Genomic DNA, 19,753 nt, shown 5'->3' on the forward strand with positions numbered 1-19,753 from the left:
GCGGCGGATTGTGCAGTCTCGCATTTTTGAGGCAAAGCTGGGACGCTCATTGGCCCGCCACGATCGAGCGCAGCGCTATCACGGCCACGACGGTGCGTGTTTCATCGGCAATCTCGATGCTGCGCCCATCGACCGACCGACCATTTCTGATTTCCGCTGCAAGCAGTTCTCGAGCAGCGCCATTCGCTTCCGAAATCGCACTGGTGAGATCCGAAAGAAGAGTGCCATCTGGATCCTCGATAAGTTCGTCGCCCTCTCGGATGTTGAAGAAAAATCGCTTCATGGTCCTAACCTTCCTGGCAGTGAAGCTTGGTCCTTCACCGCGCTTGATGACGGCCACGTAAGGGCTGGAGAGACGAGGCCAGTCCTGGAGACATGCTGACTGCTGGAAACCCTACGAGCGCTTTGACAGCACCTTACGGTATCTTCGTCGACGTCGGCACCAATCCAATTGTTGCGAACTCTTGGGTATCGGTTGAAGCCTGGCGTGAGTGTGCATTTGTGGCGTTGAGTGCTTTGCGAACCTCGTCCTCTTCCCACCCGGCGCTAACTGCGGATGCAACGAGATTCTCAATCCTTTCGGTCTCTGACGCATGTGACGTCTCATCCAGAAACCGCCTTGCGGGTAGGAGACACTCGATGAGATTTGCCTCTCGCGCTTGCGCGTCGTCACAATAGCTCGGGGATGCAACATATGGCATCTTTTCATCCCTGCTTTACAAAGCTTTGAGGAAAGCTCGGTCACATACGAAATCGGCCGAGCTAACCGTACTTACGCTGCCTTTGCGTTGGCTGCTRCCACGGCGAGCTGTGTCAGTTTCTTGTCGGTCGCTTCTTCCTCTGCAAGGGTCTGCTTCAGCAACGGGATGGCATCCCTCAGACCGAGCTGATTGGCCCAGGCGATCAGTGTGCCATAGCGGGCGATTTCGTAGTGCTCGACGGCCTGCGCGGCGGAAATCAGGCCGGCATCCAATGCTGGAGACCCCGTGAATTCTTCAATGATCTCCTCGCCCTCTGAGATAATACCTTGTATCGCCTCACAGGTCTTGCCACGGGCAGGCTTGCCAATAATCTCAAATACCTGCTCTAGGCGCTCGATTTGCCCCTGGGTCTCGTCGCGATGTTGGAGAAACCCAGCTTTGCCTTCCTGTGACTGGGCAGCACGCGCCATTTTCGGGAGCGTCTTCAGGATCTGCTTTTCCGCGTAGTAGATATCCTTGAGCGTGTCCAGGAAGAGATCGTCCAGTGTCTTTTGAGTAGCCATCGTGTCCTCCGAATGTCGAGTTTGCGCTGCCCAAACTCAAAGCTTGCGCGGATGTTCCCGAAAGGAACCATGATCCTCGTTCGGTGTTTCGTGACCATGACAACGATGATCTTCAAAAATGCGATCGCCGCGGTGGTTGCGGAAGCCAAACTTTCCACTGGCCTTGTTTATCTTTCCAGCCTGGAGGCGGGGATTACGCGCAAGTGCGGCAAGAACGGCTTTCTCTACTACGCCGCGGACGGGCGCCGCCTGACCGATAAAGACGAAATCGCCCGCCTGAACCGCCTGGCGATTCCACCCGCTTATCGCGATGTCATCATTTCGCCCGATGCTCGATCGCATCTGCAGGCGGTTGGTATCGATGCGCGTGGACGCAAACAGTACCGATATCATCCTGAGTGGCAGGCCGAGCGCGAACGCGCAAAATTTGACAGGCTGGCCGACTTTGGCATGCGGCTTCCCGATATTCGCGAGCGCGTTGATACGGACCTGCGTGCGCGCGGGCTGACCATTGACAAGGCACTCGCAACCGTCGTGTGGATGCTCGACAATCTCTATATCCGCATAGGAAACGCCAGCTACGCTGACACAAACAAGTCCTACGGATTGACGACCCTGCGCAATCGGCATGTCAAGATCGAGGGCGCGACCGTAAGATTTCGCTTCAAGGGCAAGTCAGGCAAGGAGTGGAACCTCGCCCATTCAGACCGCCGGATCGCCAACGTCATCCGTCGACTGCAGGAACTTCCCGGTCAGCAGCTGTTCAAGTACATTTGCGAGCATGGTGATTGCCGGCAGATTTCCTCCCAGGACGTGAACGCCTATATCAGGGAGGTCGCGGGTGACGAATTCACGTCGCGCCAGTTTCGAACCTGGGGGGCCACCTGCCTGGCGGTCGCGGCGTTGGCGCCGCTCGATATCGCAAGCTCAGAGCGGGCCGTTGTTTCGCAGATGAACGAGGCGATCGATCTGGTCGCCGCCAAGCTGGTCAACACCAGGGCCGTCTGCAGGTCCTCTTATATCCATCCTGCCGTATTCAGCGATTTTCGCGCTGGCCGACTGGGTGACGTGCTCAGACGCAAGACGACCAGCCAGCGGTTGCTCAGGTGGATGGACGAGGAGGAAAGCGCTGTCTTGCATTGGCTCAAGTCACAGCGGGGCGAATAGGAATGCGGGTGGAGCGGTGGGTTCATCTTTGTATTGATATGCAGCGCATGTTTGCAGAAGACACACCCTGGCAGGTGCCATGGATGAAGACTGTTTCACCGGAAGTGGTCGAGGTTGCCTCCCGCTTTCCCCAGCGCACGATTTTCACACGATTCATTCCACCACGAAATGCGGAAGCCATGGATGGGATGTGGAAGGCCTACTATGAGAAGTGGCCGATGATGACGACAGATCGGCTAGCGCCGGAAATGATTGAGCTTGTTTCGTCCTTGCATTCTCTCGTTCCACCGGCCCGCATATTCGACAAGTTTCTCTATTCTCCCTGGGTCGACGGCCGCCTTCACTTCGCGCTTGGCAGCGAGGAAGTCGGGACCGTTGTATTGAGTGGAGGCGAGACGGATATATGCGTCCTTGCTGCGGCCCTTGGCGCGATCGACCTCGGATACCGTGTGATCTTGCTGAAGGATGCCGTTTGCAGCAGCGCGGACGATACGCATGACGCTTCCCTGCAACTGCTGGGAGATCGCTTCTCGGTACAGGTCGAAATCATGCGAACTGAAGATTGGTTGATCGATGCGACCGATCCGGACCTGCGGTGAATTTTCCGAGTATCCAAATGAAACAGGCTGGAGCATCCCCCTGCAAGGGTCGGAACCATTTCAACCATCTCGAGTTGGAGAGTTGAGTCCAACCAAGGAGATTATAGTCATGATTTCAGCCAGCGACATCAAAGACCATATGGAAGTCAAATCTGCCGACGGCCAGCATATCGGAACGGTGGACTATCTCGAGGGAAGCGAGAGCATCAAACTTACGAAGTCGGATTCTCCAGACGGAGAACATCACCATCTCATTCCCCTGGAGTGGGTCGACCACGTCGACGCACACGTTCATCTTTCAATGAACGCATCCGACGTCCGCTCCAAATGGACGCATCTGCCGAACTAAGCAACAAGGCCCGCGGTTGATTGGCCGCGGGCCTTTCCGCATGTCCCATAATCTCGCCAACGACTTTCTTTCCCTGTCTAATTCCACAACAGGAGCGAGCGAGCAAACGGTGCTGATACTCCGGCAGCACATCCCTCCGGGTTGGAAACACGATATTGGATTGCAAACGTCCAGCTTTTCACAGGACGACACCAGTCGCGCTTTTACGATCTGGTACCGAGAAAGCGTTCCTGGCGGCACACTTTCTCAATTGAATCCAACGGAGATTGAAGGTCAATATCGGGTGGCGACCAGGTCTTCTTCCTCGTCGCGCTGCCTGCCACCCAACGCCGCGGCAGCAGAGGAAATGAAGGCTCCAATCAATAGGGACAGGGCGCCAACAAGGGCAGTGGTGGCTGCTGCCTTCCGCGTCTTGTCCAAGGCTTCTTGAGTTGCGAGCTTGGCATCCTCGATCTGCTTCAGAACTGCGTCGACTCTGGCACGGGCATCCGCTTCAGAAAGATTGGTGCGTGCTGCGACGATGCTGGCGATATAGGTTTTGTCGTTATCTGGCACCTCGCCCCGCGCCGCTCCCTGCAGCAGAATTCTTGCGATTTCCGCGCTTGCCGCTCCATCCTCTTCACGCGCCCGCTGGGTGACCTGTTGAGGGCGAAGCAGCGCGTCGGTGAAGTAGGACGTTGAAAGGTCGGTTCCGTCACGCGAAACCGCGCTAGCGGCCCCCGCTGCGATGCCCGCCGTATTGGCAGCAGTGCCCACAGCGCTCGCGCCTGCTCCGGCAAGGGACGTCAAGGACGACGCCAGAAACCCTGCCACGAACAGCGTTGCCAAAGCCCAACTGAGAAAGCCGTGGGCCGTCGGTGTGAGCCGCAGCCCACTTCGTTCGAAGTCGCCCCGTAAGATATCCTCCGAGGGCAGCAGATAGCCACTGAACAACAACGAGCCAGATCGCTGCGGACACGCCGACCGTTGCGGCCGAGCTGTTTTCGCCAGACCACGGCGACACCATCGTCAAGCCCATTCCCGATCCTACCAAAAGGAGAATGAGTGTGATTCCCGTCGCAGCAACGGCGCCGCCGATGATCGGACCCCAGGCGAGCGCAGACGTGGGAGACTCGACCGGGAGAACGTCCGTTACTTTACTTTCGCTTAGAGACATTCTGGCCTCCTACCGCATGAAGAGGACGAGCAGGATAACGATCGGCAGTGGGATGCCGAGAAGCCAGAGTAAAATACCTCGACCCATCTGAATAACCTTTCATAAGACACTCTTGCACGCTTCGAACGCTACGCCCCAGACATTGTTCCCTTTGCCAGTTAACCTCGTTGCCCGCCCGGTAAGGGCTAGATGCTTGCGCTTGAGCGTTCGCAGCTCCGTGAAGAGACCACCGTTGACGGCTGTATGCCGGCGCCCACTGCGATTGGGGGAAGGCAAGGGGAGGGATCCTAATCCTGCCGGACTGGGCGGCGGCCGAACAGGCGTTGCTAGCCCGGCCGATCGCTATTCTGGTCTCAGCCGCCGCGAAGTTCGATGATCCTGAATGGTAGCCTTGGTTGCTTGTGGGAACGGTTGCTGAGCTTGCCGGGATCGTGACACTGGAGCCGTCCATGTGTCACGTCAGGGTCGCCGCATGAGGCGGGCCGACTTGTCCATTTTCTGCGGCGAGATCTTTTCGCCCGTGTTTTACAAGCGGCGAAATTGGCGCGAGTTAGACTGTTGTGCCGGCATCAGCCGTTTCTGGCGGCGAAGCCGATGCGAGCATGGTCACGGGGACCGCCGAAACGAACAATGAAGAATGCGCGTTGATGATCCGGCCGGACTCAAGCTTCAGGAGAGGGCCGTCGATATCAGCCACACGCTCGGTGAACCGAACCTCGTTCCATCCGTCCGAAGTGCCTTCAATCAGAGTGAAATTGTATCCCGTGCCGATATCAAACATGTCGTTTCCCCCTTCGGCCAAGGTGACACAGGAAGCTCTGGTGTCAAGCTCGAGTTCAGGAACACCAGAAGCTGGGTTTCAATGGCAAAAACGCCTGCGCGGCGCCTTTGCCGGCGCTAGGCTGCCGACCGTCCGACTGAATTCGGCTGGATGGCCAAGCAAGTGCCTTTCCAGCAGGAACATTGGATTCCTCTGTGCGTTCCGCCTCCGCAGCAGAGGAGAAAGTAATGTCAGACGACAAATCGAAGCGGGGTCAGGTTGACCGCAGTCGCGCTTCCGCAAGCGAACCTTATGAAGTTGCCTACTTCGCGAAGAAGCACGGGATTTCCAGCGAAGATGCAAAACGCATCATTATGCGGCACGGGCCAGATCGCGATGCTGCCGACAAGGCGGCATCAAGACTCAAGTAAATGACCCATACAAAAAGTGCCAATGATCGATGGCGTATATCGGGGAGCGCGTGCCGATGACCAACGAGGAGAGAGGTCCGGCCGCGTCAACGCTGCTTGACGAGGGGGGCGGACCGCTGCGTTGGAAGGGATGGATCACACCAAGTTGCACTGCACTCCCACGAGCCAGGACGCTTCTCTTTCGCCTTTGATGGCGAAATTTTCCCGCGCATTCGGCCACAGGAAATGCGGCGTTGCATTGGCGATCACTTCGAACGGAACAAACGTCGGTCGACAAGGTTTGGGGGCATCTGATCCTATAAGTGGAGGCTTCCATGTCGAACGAACCAATCCCACGAGAAAGCGGGCAGGGGCCGATGGCCACGCCCGCGGCGGTGTCCCAAACCCCCAGCCAACCTGCAGTCGGAGAGATCTCCGTCGAGACTTTGAAAGACAAGGTTTCCGAGGATGTCGAATCCGTGACGGGTGCTGTCCGGCAAGGAGCCGATATGGCGATCGAGAAGGTAAGGGGAACAGTCTCGCAGCAGAAAAACTTCGTAGCCAACCAGGTAGGCGGTATTGCCAGCGTTCTGGAGAAGGTTGGCTCGGAACTCGAGGGCTTTGATCAGAGTGAGATCGGACGGTATGCAAGGCAGATGGGCAAAAGCGTTCAACGCATTGCGAAGGATCTTGAAGGCAAGGACCTCGGCGCGGTTGCGACGATGGCGGAGGACTTCGGTCGCAAGCAACCACTGGCATTTCTGAGCGCTGCTGCGCTTGCGGGTCTCGCAGCCAGCCGTTTTCTGACTGCCACGGCCAACCGATCGACGAAGGTTGGCCAGGGCGAAGCCGCTTCTGAACGCACCATAACCAAGGAAGGTCGCCCAAATGGCTAGAACCTCTGAAGATACAACGCCGCTGTCAGAACTGGTTGGAGGCCTGGTTGCCGATGTTACCGGTTTGCTACGCAAGGAAATCGACCTCGCCAAGACCGAAGCATCAGAGAAACTGTCGCGTGCACTTAACGGAATTGAAGTTCTGATCGTCGGCCTTGTTCTCGCAATCGGAGCAGTCGGAGTTCTTTTGAGTGCAATTGTGCAGGGGCTTGCCGCCTTCCTGGTTACCCAAGGCATTGCTCAACCAACTGCCAACGCGATTGCAGCATTGCTCGTCGCGATTGTTATCGGCGGGATTGCCTGGGCGATGGTCTCGCGTGGAATTGGCGCATTGCGTGCGACCAATATGAAGCTGGATCGCACAACGACGTCGATTCGCCGCGATGTCGATGTTGTAAAGGAGAAAATGTAATGGCCGCATCCTCAGAAAAAAATTCCGCCGAACTCCAGCGCGAGATCGATCTCGATCGTCGACGTATCGAGGATCGGCTGGACGCAATCCAGGAAAGAATGTCGCCCGGCCAAATCGTCGATGAGGTTCTTGCGTATGCAAGAAGCAGCGGTGGCGGCGAATATGTCAGCAATCTCGGCAATGCCCTGAAGGCCAACCCTCTTCCGGTCGCTCTCATCGGGGTAAGTCTTGCCTGGCTCATGGCAAAGCAGGGGACGTCCCCTACAATTGAGAAGCCGACGCAAATGCTTGCTCAACCTGAATACCCGCTCTACCAAGCCGAAGGTGCTGTTCGGCGTATTAGCACCCCGGAGGTCAGCGATGGCGCCCTTTACAGTCACTTTAGTGACAGTACTGGCAAACGCTTGAAAGCTCTGACAGACGAGTCGGGGCGACGCGCTGGTCACTTTTTGGATGATGCAGGAAATGCCTACAGGGGTTTTGCAGACAAAACCGGGAAGCATATCACACAGATAGTGGACGAAACCGGCACCTTGCTGGACGAAGCGTCAGGCTGGGCTTCGCAAAAGTGGGACCAAGCAAAAAGCATTGCGGGCGATATGACCGCGCGTGCGTCAGACGCCGCGAGTTCGCTTTCCAACAAAACTTCGTCCGCAACTGGCGCATTCCAGGAACAGGCAGGCAAACTGAACCAGGCGATCCTCACCCAATTCCGTGACCAGCCGTTGGTTGGCGGTGCACTTGCTTTCGCGGTCGGGGCCGCGATCGGCGCCGCGCTCCCTTATACCGAGACGGAAGACGAATTGCTTGGTGAGACATCTGACTCCGCAAAGGAAGCCGTTACTGCCCAGGCGAGCGAGGCTATTGCCGAGGGGAAAGCCATCGCATCCGACGCCTACGACAAGGCGCTCGCAGCAGCATCCGACGTACATGATGCGGTCAAGGATCGGGTGGTCGATGAGGTCAAGACCTTCGAAGCCCGCGCGGGCAGTGGCACGCACCAACAGCCGTAGACTTCAGGGCTTCGGGGTGGGGCCTGCCCAGCAATAGCCGGGAGGGATTTCAGAAGAACAGGGCGCATAGCCGCGATGGCGCTGTCATCCCTGCAATGCCTTAATCTATAAACACATGACTACGCGATCGCCGCGCCTGCTATTTCGTTGGTCGCCGGGAAGGTTGCCGACGCTTTAAGCACATTCCCTCGACATATCCGTAGGATACCCCGGCAAGCCGGCAAGGGGAAAACGGCGTCAAAAGGAAGCATCCAGCCATTTGCGGTCACTGGGTCGTGTCGTTCGCGTCAGCGAGGTCGTTCATATCCAGATTGCCTCCGCCACTCGTGAAGATCGATCATGATAGGACGTCATCTGGAATGCTGGCTCCACGGGACGTAACAGTACCAGTCCAAGGGACATGTCGTGGACTGGTGTGAGTCCAAGGCGCGTCGGTCGGTCTTCAGGGAGAGCTGGCAGCCAGGGCTTGCTGTAAGTCCTTGCTGCTCAGGTTGGGATTGCGGTTGAATAGTTCGATCGCCACGCCGGCCGCCGCACGGCCGCGCTCGCTTTCGGGGTCGATGTCGTTGGACTGGCACCAAGATTTCACGGCTTGGGCAAGGGCTTCGAACTCGCGGTCTGAGTAGTCCATCATGTCAAGAAAGTTGAAAGGCATATCCCTCGCTCCACCAGAGGCAAGAGCACGTCTGATCTCCCAACCGGCCTTTGCCCGGCACCCGATAGCCGGCGGCCAGATTATACTCGCAGTGCCTTCCAGGTTCTATGTCTGCTTGCGTACGAAACGGTGCGAAACGGCGACTTCTCGGCTGCGGTTGTCCCGGACCGATGGCGATGCCCCAACCTTGACGTCGAAATTTTGGCTACAGCCGCACCCAGCCGGCGCACGTCGACAGCCGCGACCCCGTCGAAATCAGCATGTGGCTGGTTGTCAGGGTAGTTGGCGAGTGATTGGTCGCTCTGAAGTGTGAAGCCCGCTCGTTCGCGGGCTTCGACATCAGTCAGTGCTTGCCCTTGTGACTTCCCTGCCCTCCTTTGGAGCGCTGGTCGCTTGCCTTGCTGCTGCGATCTGAGCTGTCCTGATCATTGCGGGTCATTGATGCCTGCTTCGTATCAGAATTTTTATGGCTCTGTTTGCCGGCCTTAACGTGCTGCTCGTGAGAACCGCCTTGCGATGCCATGTCGTCTACTCCTTGGTTGAATGGCGAGACCGACAATGGATAGCGGTCTCGTTCCACCTAACACCAAGGTTGTCGGTCTGTTCCTTCACAAAAACCGAAAAAGAGTCAACAATCGCAACTGCGACCCTTGTCGCTGGCGAAATTGCGTTTCGGGTTTCCAACGTTTTGAAGTCCCGGGCGCTACCGAGTATTGTGTGGCTTATACGGTCAAAGATACCCATTGAATTTTTCCTCCACTGGCACAATGACATCCCGGTTTGACTAACACTCGTGCAGCCTCCTGTTCCGTCACCATGGCAGCTGGACACTGATCAACCTGTCGTCAGCCTTCGCCACTATTCGAGCTTGCATTTGCTTCTTCCAATTTGCGTCCGGAACACTTTCAGTTGCGGCTGGAAACCAAACGACGATCTTTTAGTTAAGGCAATAATGTTCCACTCGCTCACATGTAACGAGGATAAAGGATGAGTCCCGAGATCAGTCCATCGCCCGGAGTGGTTCAAGACCGTTATCGCACCTTGATAGACGCTATCAGCGACTATGCAATCTACATGCTGGATCCCAATGGGTATGTCAGGAGTTGGAACACCGGCGCGAACAAGTTCAAGGGGTATACGGACGATGAGATTGTCGGCGAGCATTTCTCGCGATTCTATACTCCAGAGGACCAGGAAGCGGGCCTGCCGGCGCGGGCATTGCATTTGGCCACGCAGGACGGCCGGTTCGAGGAAGAGACATGGCGCGTTCGAAAGGACGGCACGCGCTTTTGGGCACATGTTGTCATTGACCCGCTTCGCGACAACGGACAGTTGATTGGCTTTGCCAAGATCACAAGGGATTTGTCAGAGCGCAAGCGCGCAGAAGAGGCCCTAAGGCGCAGTGAGGAGCAGTTTCGCTTACTCGTTCAGGGCGTCACCGATTACGCGATCTACATGCTCAGTCCCAAGGGATATGTTTCGAGCTGGAACGTCGGGGCCCAACGTATCAAAGGCTACACGCCCGAAGAAATTATTGGCCAGCACTTTTCACGGTTTTACACCGACGAGGACAAGGCGGTAAATCTTCCCGCCCGAGCCCTTGAAATAGCAGAGCGCGAAGGTCGGTTCGAGCGAGAAGGATGGCGCCTGCGCAAGGATGGGTCGCGATTTTGGGCGAACGTCATCATCGATGCGATCCGCTCCGAGGGCGGAGAACTCATTGGATTTGCAAAGGTGACTCGCGACATCACGGAAAAGCGCCAGGTCGAGGAAGCCCTCGCCAAGGCGCAGAGAGACCTGTTTCAGGCTCAGAAAATGGAGGCTGTCGGCCAGTTAACGGGTGGGGTCGCACATGACTTCAACAATTTGCTCATGGCCATTCTCGGCAGCCTTGAGATTGCTCAAAAGCGAGCCGCCGCGGGGCAGGACGTGACGGGATTGATCAAAAATGCCATACAGGGCGCCAAGCGCGGAGCATCGCTGACACAACGGCTTCTTGCTTTTTCCCGAAAACAGGAACTGGAATTGCAGCCGGTTGACATCCCCGATCTCGTCCGAAGCATGACGGACATGCTTCGGCGGTCGCTGGGCCCGATCGAAATCAACACGAATTTTCCCCTGGGTCTGCCGAAAGTTCAGTGCGATCCGAACCAGTTGGAGAATGCACTCGTCAATCTAGCGCTCAATGCCCGCGATGCCGTTTCGTCGGATGGTGAGATCACGATAGGGGCAAAGCGGCATTCGGTTGCGACCGGGGATCGCAGCGAGTTGAAACCCGGCGATTATGTCTGTCTGTCGGTGACGGACAATGGGGAGGGAATGGACGACGAAACACTGGCAAACGCAACGGCACCATTCTTCACGACGAAAGGTGTCGGCAAAGGAACAGGGCTCGGCTTGTCCATGGTCCAGGGCTTGATGGCGCAAAGCGGAGGACGCCTTGTCCTTCGCTCAACCAAAGGCGAGGGCACGTGTGCTGAGCTGTGGCTTCCAACGGCCGGAGGCATTCACGAAACGGCGAAAACAAATCAAGCAGAAGATAAGGTTGTCGCCCTCCATACCTACAACAGACCGCTCAATATTCTCGTGGTCGATGATGATCAACTCGTCTTGACGAATGCAGTCTTGATGATCGAGGATCTCGGCCATGCGACGACGCCTGCCCAATCCGCTGAGGAAGCGCTGAAGATTCTTTCCGAGAACTGCAATTTCGACCTCGTGATTACGGATCATGCGATGCCAAAAACGACCGGGTCCCAGCTGGCAGGGATGATTGAGCAAAAGTGGCCTGGCCTGCCAGTCGTACTGGCAACCGGCTATGCAGATCTTCCGCAAGGCGCGGATCGCACAGTCGCGCGATTGCCAAAGCCCTATTCACAAGCACAGCTGGTCGTGGCGATTTCGCAAGCGGTCGAGCCATAGCGAGGCGCGCACCGGCGAGGAGCCCGTGTTGCAGGCTCAACTCGCCGCGCCCGCCGCCCATAAAGGCATCGTGATCTCTTGTTTAGTGGTGCGCGGGCACCGGTTCGGAGTAGAGGATACCCCCACTCGCGATCTGGCAAAACCCATGCTAGTTCCGTGTTCGACAGCGTACACACCACGCAAGCGCTGTTGCGATGAGACCGGCTGGCTGAGCTAGCCGATTTCCGGGCACCCGCGGGAATTGCCGAAGACGATTCTGTCCGGCCCGGCCCGGGTGAACCCCTCAACGACAACGCTTCTCGACGTTACCCTGGCAATCTGCGGTCTCCTAAATCCTGCGTCACGTGCGAGGTCAAGAGCGTCGTCGGGATTGCAGCGCTCTCTTACGCGCCGCTCTTGGTTTCGATCATAAATTCCAACTCCACCTGGGCCGACTCGAAATTCCAGGTCTTGCGCGTATAACGCCGGGAATGGCCAGGTAACGATTGTGGTCACAAGCGTTCCAAGCAACAGGGCTTTCGAGTTCATAGCAAATCCTCCGAACTTCGGTTTGTGTCTGAGCAACAGATCAGCGACCAAGTTGTTCCAGCAACGATGCTTGGGAAAAAACCATGGGGATATGGTGGGAGCAAACGAGGTGCGTTTTGCTTGGCTAAATCGTGATCTCGATGACGGCACACCTCATGGCTCGCATCGAGGCAAAAGCTCGCTGAACCGGGGTTCAATCGTCTCTCGGGAAGAGAAGGGCTGCGACCTCTAAGTTGAACATGTGAAAGCCTGATGCCTGAAATCCATCCGTTCAAACGCCTCGGACAATGAACCATTGAAGGTGCTCGCTCGCGAAGAGGGTCAGCTCCTCGTCATCACCTGCGACTATTCCAAAGTGACGCATCACTATCTCCCCAGGGGACCTTCATCGAGCTTTGCGGCAATAGCACACTAGACAGGGTGCTTAGGAGCTTTAAGTGCGAGGGCTTTAGTAAAAAGTCTATCTTCGGATGACGTTGCACTCTCCCCCATGAAGCGACTACGGGCACCGCATCACTCGAAGACTCCGAGAGATACGAGTGATCCGAGTTCCCGTCTGGTCAAATGAGCGCCTGCGATAACACTGTTGCCCGCCCTCAGAACGTCGGCTCGTTACCGCGTCGCTCCGAACACAAACGCAACGGCGGCGACGACGGCAACCGCGGTAATCGGTCTATCACGAACGGTTTCCTTTATATCGTCAAGCAAACTGCCGGCTCGTGCCTTCGCTACTCCAACTGAATCAGATGCCACGCCGGAAACAGACTTCGCCAGCCGATTTGTATCGAGCCGGAGCGCACGAATATTCTCGCCTATCAACCCTGGACGGAGCGGATCGCCATTGGTGCTTTCCGTCGTGTATGGGTCGGGCTCGGATTTCACGCGTTCAGCAACCTCCGCGTCCGTCCTTCCGGTGGGGACGCCTGTAGTAGTAGCTGAAACGGGATCAGAGGCCGGAAAAGAGTCTTCCAATCCTTGATCGAGCCCTCCTTGGCGTGCGCGACGTCTTTGCTCCGATTGTTCTTTTTGCATGGATTTAACTGCTGGGGAATCCTTGGGGTCAGGCATTGGTGATCTCCACTGTCCAGTGCCTTAGTGAAAGCTCCAGCACGATCAGAAGTTCCCGCCGCGGGACGATTTCGTCAGCCCGTCAAACGGGCTGAACGCAGTCATTGTTGGAAATTTGCAACTTGGGGTGATGCCTGAGCCGCATTCACGCAGTCAGGGCACCCCAAATATAAAGACCGCCGTAGCAATCCAAAACAGTGCACATATTTCGATAGCAATTAGCATTCCGATTGAGCGGTCGCTCATCCTGCACTCCCCCACAACGCTTGAAGGCTAGCATAATTGCGGAGGGGCGCGGAAACACATTGTTTTTCCGATTATTTCAGGATGCGCGCATATAGGAAAGCTTGGGGCGACAGGCGGGCCTCAAGGAGCACCTCGCCAGGACGCACGGCAACCTGTTTGTACTCGGCAAACGGCGTCATTTCTCGACTTGGTGTCTTCGGATGCTTTGCACTGATCTTGCGGAAAGGACCCGATTACCTATCTGAAAAGAAACCTCGAAGTGGAGCCTCGAGATGGATGCGTTGACGACTAAACTATCCTCAAATCCGACGATCGAAGTTATTCCACCCGAGCACGTCAGTCGCTTCAGTAATTGCATTACCTGTCTTTGCTGCAATCGATCACGTACTCCAGGGGAAATAGACGACGACGGATGCGGCATATGCAATGAGTGCCTGGAGCCGAACGCAGAGCGCTGGGACATTCCCGCTTTCGAAGTGGCCTTGGCCCAACTGCCAGCCGGCTACCTCGAAGGCGATTTCAAGGGCCGGCGCTGGAGCGCAACCGTGAAGCGGTCTTCGGACGGCCGGCGCGAGTGGCTGTTTGCCGAGGACCTTGGAGGGAGCGATATCGTCAGCTTCAATCTTTACAGATTAGAAAATGGGCGCCACACTCTTCGCCCGTGCGAGATGTCGCAAGCGAAGGTGGTTGAATTCGTCATTGGTTTCCGCCCGGACACAAGGTCCGGGTGATTGATCAGATCTCAAAGCGAATTTTGACTGAGAACCGCATAGGCCGGCGGGCCTGAAAAGGGCAGAGGCAGCTTCCGGTCGTCCACCAGATCGATAGTCCTTGGTCGGTTCTTCTTGCCTTGGGTCATTTCTTTGTCTCCCAGCGTACAGGAACTCCGCTAACCGGAACCCTGAATGTGACGCCTGCGTTACTTGTCGCCAGGAAACGAGAGAACGTCATGAACTCAGGCCATTTCTTTTCAAAATTCGCCACTGCTGTTGCCGAGCTGTCAGGAAAACCGGTAACCTTCGTGATGGCGGTCGCCCTTGTCTTGGTTTGGGCAGCATCTGGCCCGGTATTCAGTTTTTCCGAAACTTGGCAGCTCGTCATCAATACCGGCACTACCATTATAACTTTTCTGATGGTCTTCGTGCTGCAGAACTCTCAGAACCGAGATGGCAAAGCCCTGCAGGCGAAGCTCGACGAGCTCATTTTGACCTCACAGGCGCAAAACAAATTTGTCGGGATCGAGAAGCTTGACGAGAAGCAACTTTGCGAGATGAGTGCAAAACTCGCCCAAAAAGCCGAATGCGTCGAGGACGTCGCTGACGAAAAAGCGGAGTCGGCTTGAAAGGAGATTCGTGTGGCAGATCTGCCACCAAGCCGCCGCTCGTGGAACCGGGGCTCAAGTTAAACGTTGTAAGCGACCAGAAGCCGATTAACGTCCCGGCCGTAAGCATCGAGCCTTGCACGGCATACCGGCCGGGCAGCCCGTTGGACGCTTCAATGCAAGGTGAGAGGTTATGGGGCGAAGGATGGCCGAGAACAGAACGGTCGAAACCCACGGCGATATAATTGGCATGCCGGTTTCCCGCAATGTCGTCAAGGCGAGCAGGCCATCCACGGGCATTCCGCAGCAGCGCGACGTCCATGAAGAGCGGGAGATGGGAACGCTTCGCCAACACGCGGCAGAAATGCGCCGACAGGTAGCTGACGTAGCGACGACGTTCAGCGGCACGGCTCACCAAGCCGCCAGGCAGGTTGAAGGACCGGGAAAACTCAATCCGGTTTCGAGCCCTTTGTTTGCTGCAAGTCCAGCCAGCACCGTCGCACTTGTCATTGCCGGTTTTCGGCCCCTCGATCGAAATCTTCGCGATTTCCTCGAGAGAATACGAAACCGTATCCAGTGGCAAAATGAAGATGAATGGCCTGGCAAAATGGTTGGCGGAACGACGTTGCTGTCGCGCCACAGCTACTTGCACGGCGGAATGAGTTTGCAACCCCTTGGGAGGAAGGATCTGGATGCTCGACGAACAGACGCAGGCTAAAACCGGAATTCCCGGCCTGGATGACGTCTTATGCGGAGGCTTAAGCCGCAGGCACGTATTTCTCCTCGAAGGCGCGCCGGGAACCGGAAAGACGACAATCGCACTTCAGTTCCTGCTTGACGGAGCGTCAGCAGGTGAAAAGTGCCTTTACGTTACTCTCTCCGAAACCGAGGAGGAACTGCGCGGCACCGCAGCGTCGCACGGGCTGACGATCGACGACAGCCTGGAAATCTTCGAACTTGTTCCCCCGGAAAGCCTTCTGAATGCCGACCAGCAGCAAAGTCTTCTCTACTCGTCGGACCTTGAGCTCGGCGAGACGACGAAAATGATCTTTGAGGTCTTCGAACGCCACAAGCCGAGCAGAGTGGTCATCGACAGCCTTTCGGAAATCCGCTTGCTGGCGCAGAGTTCGCTTCGATATCGCCGCCAGATCCTTGCTCTCAAGCATTTCTTTGCTCAATCGGGGGCGACTGTGCTGCTGCTCGACGACATGACGTCGGATGTCCTGGACAAGACCGTTCACAGCGTCGTCCATGGCGTTATCCACCTTGAACAGCTGGCTCCGGATTATGGCTCCGAACGCCGGCATCTGCGCGTGATGAAATATCGCGGCCGCTCGTTTCGCGGTGGCTTTCACGATTTCATCATTTGCAGGGGAGGGGTGCGCGTCTTCCCGAGACTGCGGGCCGTGGAACACAAAACGGACTTTACCCGCAACAGGGTCGGAAGCGGTGTTGCCGAACTCGATCGTCTTCTCGGTGGGGGCGTTGAGCGTGGATCGAGCACCTTGCTTATCGGACCAGCAGGGACCGGCAAAAGCCTGTTTACACTGCAGTTCGTCGATGCGGCAGTCAAACGTGGAGAACGGGCGGCCGTTTTTGTCTTCGACGAAGAGCTCGGGCTTTTGCTTGATCGGACAAAAGCCCTCGGCTTCGACTTCGAAAGCATGCGGGATGAAGGCAAGCTGCATCTGGAGCAACTCGATGCTTCCGAGGTCTCTCCGGGAGAATTCGCCCAGCGCGTGCGCGACCGCGTTGCGGATTTTGATGCCAAGACCGTCGTGATCGACAGCATAAATGGCTATCAGGCAGCTATGCCCGGCGAGAACGCCCTCATCCTTCACATGCACGAACTGCTTCAGTATCTCAACCGCCAAGGCACAACAACGTTTCTGACAGTTGCGCAGCACGGGCTGGTCGGCGATATGAAAACCCCAGTCGATCTTACATATCTCTCAGACACAGTCGTTCTGCTGCGTTACTTCGAAGCCTTGGGCAAGGTTCGCAGGGCGATCTCCGTCGTCAAGAAACGCGCCGGAAAGCATGAAGACACGATCCGTGAATTTGAAATCAGCGAGAGAGGACTGACGGTGGGAGCACCGCTGTCGGCGTTCCAGGGTGTCCTGGGGGGCGTCCCCACCTTCCTGGGCGAAAAGCAGTCTCTGATGTCGGAGGCGAAAGGGGAGGAGCGCGAAAATTCCTGATCAGCTCGCAACCAGCCTTATACTTGCGCCTTCGGGCAGAGATACTCAAATTGCTTCCTCCCTTCTCAGGGAGGCGGGCATTCCCAGTGATGCCGTGTCCGATCTGTCGTCGCTTCTGCGGGCAATTGGTGACGACACCGCCTTCGTCGTGCTGACAGAAGAGGCGTTGCACAGTGTGGATATGAAACCGCTTTCCGAATGGATACTGCGACAGGCCTCCTGGTCTGACATGCCATTTCTCGTACTAACGCAGCGCGGCGGCGGCTCGGAGCGGAATCCAGCTGCAGGCCGGCTGTCAGGAATTCTTGGGAACGTCAGCTTCATCGAGCGGCCCTTTCATGCCACCAGCTTCATTAGCGTTGCCCAAACCGCAATGCGAGGAAGACGCCGCCAGTACGAGGCACGAGCTCGCATCGAGGAGCTTCGCGAACAGGAACGACGACTGCAAACTGCCCTCGAGGCAGGCAGGCTCGGCGCGTGGGAACTGGATCTAGTAACCTACGAGCTGTCGACTTCCCCAATATGCAAGGCGATCTTCGGCCGATTGCCGAACGAACCATTTGCCTACCCGAGACTACAGGCCAGCATCCATCCCGACGACCTTAAAGGCATGCACGAAGCCCTGGCTGCAACGATCGAAACGGGTGTTGGGTTTGCGGCCGAGTATCGGGTTATTTGGCCGGACCGCTCAATCCACTGGGTGGAGAACAGGGCACAGCTCTTGCGCAACCGGATCGGGGTCGCGGTCAAGCTGGTCGGCGTTTCGGTCGACTTCACTGAGCGCCGCCAGATCCTGGAACAGCAGCGACATTTAAATGAATTGCTCGAAGAGCGTGTCGCGGCCCGAACCGCCGATTTGGAAGCTGCTCACGAGATTGTTTTGGCCGAGGCCGCGCAGCGCCAAAAGGCGGAAGAGCAACTTCGCCAGATTCAAAAGCTTGAAGCGATCGGGCAATTGACAGGGGGTGTCGCTCACGACTTCAACAATCTATTGATGGTGGTACTCGGAAATCTCGAACTGATCCGCAAGGCGGTAACCAATGAGGCGCGTCTGGTCAGGTTGGTCGATGGAGCGCTTCAAGCCGCGAAAAGAGGGGCATCTCTGACACAGCGCTTGCTTGCATTCGCACGGCGCCAGGACCTGCAGGTTAAGGCGGTTGACTTGCGCAAGCTGGTTACAGACATGGAGGATCTTCTCCGGCGATCTATCGGTCCGATGATCCTTTTGGATAAAGAAATGCCCGAGAACCTGCCGCATGTTCTTGCTGACGCAAATCAGCTTGAACTTGCCCTGCTCAACCTTGCGGTCAACGCCCGGGACGCCATGCTCGAAGGAGGTTCGCTGAAGATTGCGCTTGCCGAGATCAATGTCGCGCCCGGAGACAAGGAACTGTCTGCCGGTCGTTACGTCCTTCTGAGCGTTGCCGACAATGGGAAAGGAATGGACGAGGATACGCTCGCAAAGGCGGTGGAACCGTTCTTTTCCACCAAGGAACTCGGGAAGGGTACAGGCCTCGGACTTTCCATGATCCATGGCCTGGCGCTGCAACTTGGGGGCAGCTTTAGCCTTGAGAGCACGCTCGGCTCCGGTACAACCGCTCAACTCCTGATCCCAGCCGTGGAGGGTGACGTCGTGCAGGTGGACGTGAAGGGCTCATCACCCGTCATCATGCCAGACAAACAGCCGAAGCGCATCCTTCTGGTTGATGACGACATCCTGATCGCGATGAGTTCGGCTGATATGGTAACCGACCTTGGACATGAAGTGGTGGAAGCTCATTCGGGAGCTGAGGCGCTCGAAATTCTCGGTAGCGATCAGCAGTTCGATCTTCTGATCACCGACTATTCCATGCCCGGCATGAATGGCGCGGATCTTGTACATGCCGCACGGCGGTTAGTTCCCGACCTGCCCGTGCTTCTTGCGAGCGGCTATGCTGACCTGCCAGCAGGAGTGCAGGTAGATGCAGTCAGGCTTGGGAAGCCTTATACCCAGGATCAACTCGCGCACGAGATCTCCAGCGCTTTGCAAGCATGACAGATTTGATCAAAAGACGGGAACCGGACTGGTCGTTTCCGTTTTGTAGCGCGCATGTCATGGCTGCAAAACCAAGGGACGAATGATGATGGCCGATAACAGACAGGATTGGATCGCTCACCGCGCATACGCACTTGAGAAGCAGGCGGGACGATCGTACCGGGAAGACCAGATTCATGGCGACAGGCTGTCCTGGAGGGAGAGCTCTCCGCAAGCAGACCCGCGCATCTGCCGACGGTCAGGAAATTTTCGATCGCCTAGGCATGACGGAAAGACCTGTCAGGCGCGATCGTGCCACCAACATCCTCGTTGTCGAAGACGAGGCGAAGCTTCGTTACGATACTATTGATTTGCTCGAAGAGACCGGCTACCGCCTTTTGAAGGCAGCGAATGCGGACGAAGCGTTGGTCCTCTTCAAAATCAATCAGATTGACACGCTTTTTACTGATATCGATATGCCGGGCAGTATGGACGGCCTAGGTGTTGTGAAGCCGTGCGTGCCCGATGGCCCGGAACCAGAATTATCGTGACCTCGGACGCCGTCAGGCTCCCCAACGCGACATCGAAAGCGGCGTAGATTTCATCTCCAAGCCAACCTCCAACACTGAGCTGTTGAAAATGATGGGTTAATGGCCACCTTGTTCTGTCGTCGGATTTTGGAAAGTCCGGCGAGTTGAGAACGGGCTTGGTCTGTCGCTACTTTCACAGAGGCGTTCAATTATCTCGGTTTAGACGACCATGAACGAGTAGT

At 56.6% G+C, this 19,753-nt stretch carries 21 protein-coding genes and 1 pseudogene; 14 read left to right on the forward strand and 8 right to left on the reverse strand.

The window, feature by feature from the left end:
* Window positions 1-46: 46 nt before the first annotated feature.
* The gene (locus AC1DPR_RS10845) at window positions 47-283 is read right to left on the reverse strand and encodes a DUF6894 family protein (protein WP_169683794.1); all 237 of its coding nucleotides are present in this window, start codon (window positions 281-283) and stop codon (window positions 47-49) included.
* Between the two features lie 489 nt (window positions 284-772).
* Entirely contained in the window at window positions 773-1,264 is a 492-nt protein-coding gene (locus tag AC1DPR_RS10850) for a YciE/YciF ferroxidase family protein (protein WP_477816267.1), read from the reverse strand.
* Between the two features lie 96 nt (window positions 1,265-1,360).
* Here AC1DPR_RS10850 and AC1DPR_RS10855 point away from each other — a divergent pair, with 96 nt between their 5' ends.
* The 3 genes from AC1DPR_RS10855 to AC1DPR_RS10865 all read left to right on the forward strand — a co-directional run bounded on the left by AC1DPR_RS10855 (window position 1,361) and on the right by AC1DPR_RS10865 (window position 3,379).
* Window positions 1,361-2,431, forward strand: coding sequence for a DNA topoisomerase IB (locus tag AC1DPR_RS10855; RefSeq protein WP_477816268.1), 1,071 nt, complete (start codon window positions 1,361-1,363; stop codon window positions 2,429-2,431).
* A 2-nt stretch (window positions 2,432-2,433) separates the two neighbouring features.
* Window positions 2,434-3,030, forward strand: a complete 597-nt coding sequence (locus AC1DPR_RS10860; protein ID WP_477816269.1) for a cysteine hydrolase family protein — start codon at window positions 2,434-2,436, stop codon at window positions 3,028-3,030.
* Window positions 3,031-3,139: 109 nt separating this feature from the next.
* The gene (locus AC1DPR_RS10865) at window positions 3,140-3,379 is read left to right on the forward strand and encodes a DUF2171 domain-containing protein (protein WP_113162947.1); all 240 of its coding nucleotides are present in this window, start codon (window positions 3,140-3,142) and stop codon (window positions 3,377-3,379) included.
* A 273-nt stretch (window positions 3,380-3,652) separates the two neighbouring features.
* Here AC1DPR_RS10865 and AC1DPR_RS10870 read toward each other — a convergent pair.
* Together AC1DPR_RS10870 and AC1DPR_RS10875 are read right to left on the reverse strand one after the other, a co-directional pair.
* Window positions 3,653-4,535 (reverse strand): annotated as a pseudogene (locus tag AC1DPR_RS10870) (hypothetical protein).
* A gap of 550 nt (window positions 4,536-5,085) precedes the next feature.
* Entirely contained in the window at window positions 5,086-5,316 is a 231-nt protein-coding gene (locus AC1DPR_RS10875) for a hypothetical protein (RefSeq protein ID WP_113162950.1), read from the reverse strand.
* Window positions 5,317-5,543: 227 nt separating this feature from the next.
* Between AC1DPR_RS10875 and AC1DPR_RS10880 the strand changes: the two genes are divergently transcribed.
* From AC1DPR_RS10880 to AC1DPR_RS10895, 4 genes are all read left to right on the forward strand, one after another.
* Complete coding sequence (locus AC1DPR_RS10880) at window positions 5,544-5,726, forward strand: DUF3606 domain-containing protein (RefSeq protein WP_029792717.1); 183 nt, start codon at window positions 5,544-5,546, stop codon at window positions 5,724-5,726.
* 314 nt (window positions 5,727-6,040) lie between these two features.
* Window positions 6,041-6,601: a nutrient deprivation-induced protein gene (locus AC1DPR_RS10885; RefSeq protein ID WP_477816270.1), complete on the forward strand. Its 561-nt coding sequence runs from the start codon at window positions 6,041-6,043 to the stop codon at window positions 6,599-6,601.
* The gene (locus AC1DPR_RS10890) at window positions 6,594-7,013 is read left to right on the forward strand and encodes a phage holin family protein (protein ID WP_477816271.1); all 420 of its coding nucleotides are present in this window, start codon (window positions 6,594-6,596) and stop codon (window positions 7,011-7,013) included. The genes AC1DPR_RS10885 and AC1DPR_RS10890 overlap by 8 nt, the downstream gene beginning before the upstream one ends.
* Entirely contained in the window at window positions 7,013-8,026 is a 1,014-nt protein-coding gene (locus AC1DPR_RS10895) for a DUF3618 domain-containing protein (RefSeq protein ID WP_477816272.1), read from the forward strand. Before AC1DPR_RS10890 ends, AC1DPR_RS10895 begins: the two co-directional genes overlap by 1 nt.
* A gap of 442 nt (window positions 8,027-8,468) precedes the next feature.
* Here AC1DPR_RS10895 and AC1DPR_RS10900 read toward each other — a convergent pair whose 3' ends face one another.
* Window positions 8,469-8,681 (reverse strand): hypothetical protein, encoded by a 213-nt coding sequence (locus AC1DPR_RS10900; RefSeq protein WP_477816273.1) that lies wholly within the window; start codon window positions 8,679-8,681, stop codon window positions 8,469-8,471.
* Between the two features lie 343 nt (window positions 8,682-9,024).
* Complete coding sequence (locus tag AC1DPR_RS10905) at window positions 9,025-9,204, reverse strand: hypothetical protein (RefSeq protein ID WP_025662646.1); 180 nt, start codon at window positions 9,202-9,204, stop codon at window positions 9,025-9,027.
* Window positions 9,205-9,668: 464 nt separating this feature from the next.
* Here AC1DPR_RS10905 and AC1DPR_RS10910 point away from each other — a divergent pair, with 464 nt between their 5' ends.
* Window positions 9,669-11,603, forward strand: a complete 1,935-nt coding sequence (locus tag AC1DPR_RS10910) for a hybrid sensor histidine kinase/response regulator (protein WP_113162956.1) — start codon at window positions 9,669-9,671, stop codon at window positions 11,601-11,603.
* Window positions 11,604-11,816: 213 nt separating this feature from the next.
* Here AC1DPR_RS10910 and AC1DPR_RS10915 read toward each other — a convergent pair whose 3' ends face one another.
* Both AC1DPR_RS10915 and AC1DPR_RS10920 read right to left on the reverse strand, forming a co-directional pair.
* Window positions 11,817-12,131 (reverse strand): hypothetical protein, encoded by a 315-nt coding sequence (locus tag AC1DPR_RS10915; RefSeq protein ID WP_113162957.1) that lies wholly within the window; start codon window positions 12,129-12,131, stop codon window positions 11,817-11,819.
* 612 nt (window positions 12,132-12,743) lie between these two features.
* Entirely contained in the window at window positions 12,744-13,199 is a 456-nt protein-coding gene (locus AC1DPR_RS10920; RefSeq protein ID WP_477816274.1) for a hypothetical protein, read from the reverse strand.
* 518 nt (window positions 13,200-13,717) lie between these two features.
* Between AC1DPR_RS10920 and AC1DPR_RS10925 the strand changes: the two genes are divergently transcribed.
* The 6 genes from AC1DPR_RS10925 (at window position 13,718) to AC1DPR_RS10950 (ending at window position 19,532) form a co-directional block, all read left to right on the forward strand.
* Entirely contained in the window at window positions 13,718-14,176 is a 459-nt protein-coding gene (locus AC1DPR_RS10925) for a hypothetical protein (protein ID WP_477816275.1), read from the forward strand.
* 218 nt (window positions 14,177-14,394) lie between these two features.
* Complete coding sequence (locus AC1DPR_RS10930) at window positions 14,395-14,787, forward strand: low affinity iron permease family protein (RefSeq protein ID WP_477816276.1); 393 nt, start codon at window positions 14,395-14,397, stop codon at window positions 14,785-14,787.
* Window positions 14,788-15,016: 229 nt separating this feature from the next.
* The gene (locus AC1DPR_RS10935) at window positions 15,017-15,484 is read left to right on the forward strand and encodes a hypothetical protein (RefSeq protein WP_477816277.1); all 468 of its coding nucleotides are present in this window, start codon (window positions 15,017-15,019) and stop codon (window positions 15,482-15,484) included.
* Complete coding sequence (locus AC1DPR_RS10940; RefSeq protein ID WP_477816278.1) at window positions 15,459-16,967, forward strand: ATPase domain-containing protein; 1,509 nt, start codon at window positions 15,459-15,461, stop codon at window positions 16,965-16,967. Before AC1DPR_RS10935 ends, AC1DPR_RS10940 begins: the two co-directional genes overlap by 26 nt.
* Window positions 16,960-19,002, forward strand: coding sequence for an ATP-binding protein (locus AC1DPR_RS10945; RefSeq protein WP_477816399.1), 2,043 nt, complete (start codon window positions 16,960-16,962; stop codon window positions 19,000-19,002). The genes AC1DPR_RS10940 and AC1DPR_RS10945 overlap by 8 nt, the downstream gene beginning before the upstream one ends.
* A gap of 176 nt (window positions 19,003-19,178) precedes the next feature.
* Entirely contained in the window at window positions 19,179-19,532 is a 354-nt protein-coding gene (locus AC1DPR_RS10950) for a response regulator (protein WP_477816279.1), read from the forward strand.
* Window positions 19,533-19,753: the final 221 nt, after the last annotated feature.

The organism is Rhizobium sp. 01T417 (assembly GCF_056398905.1).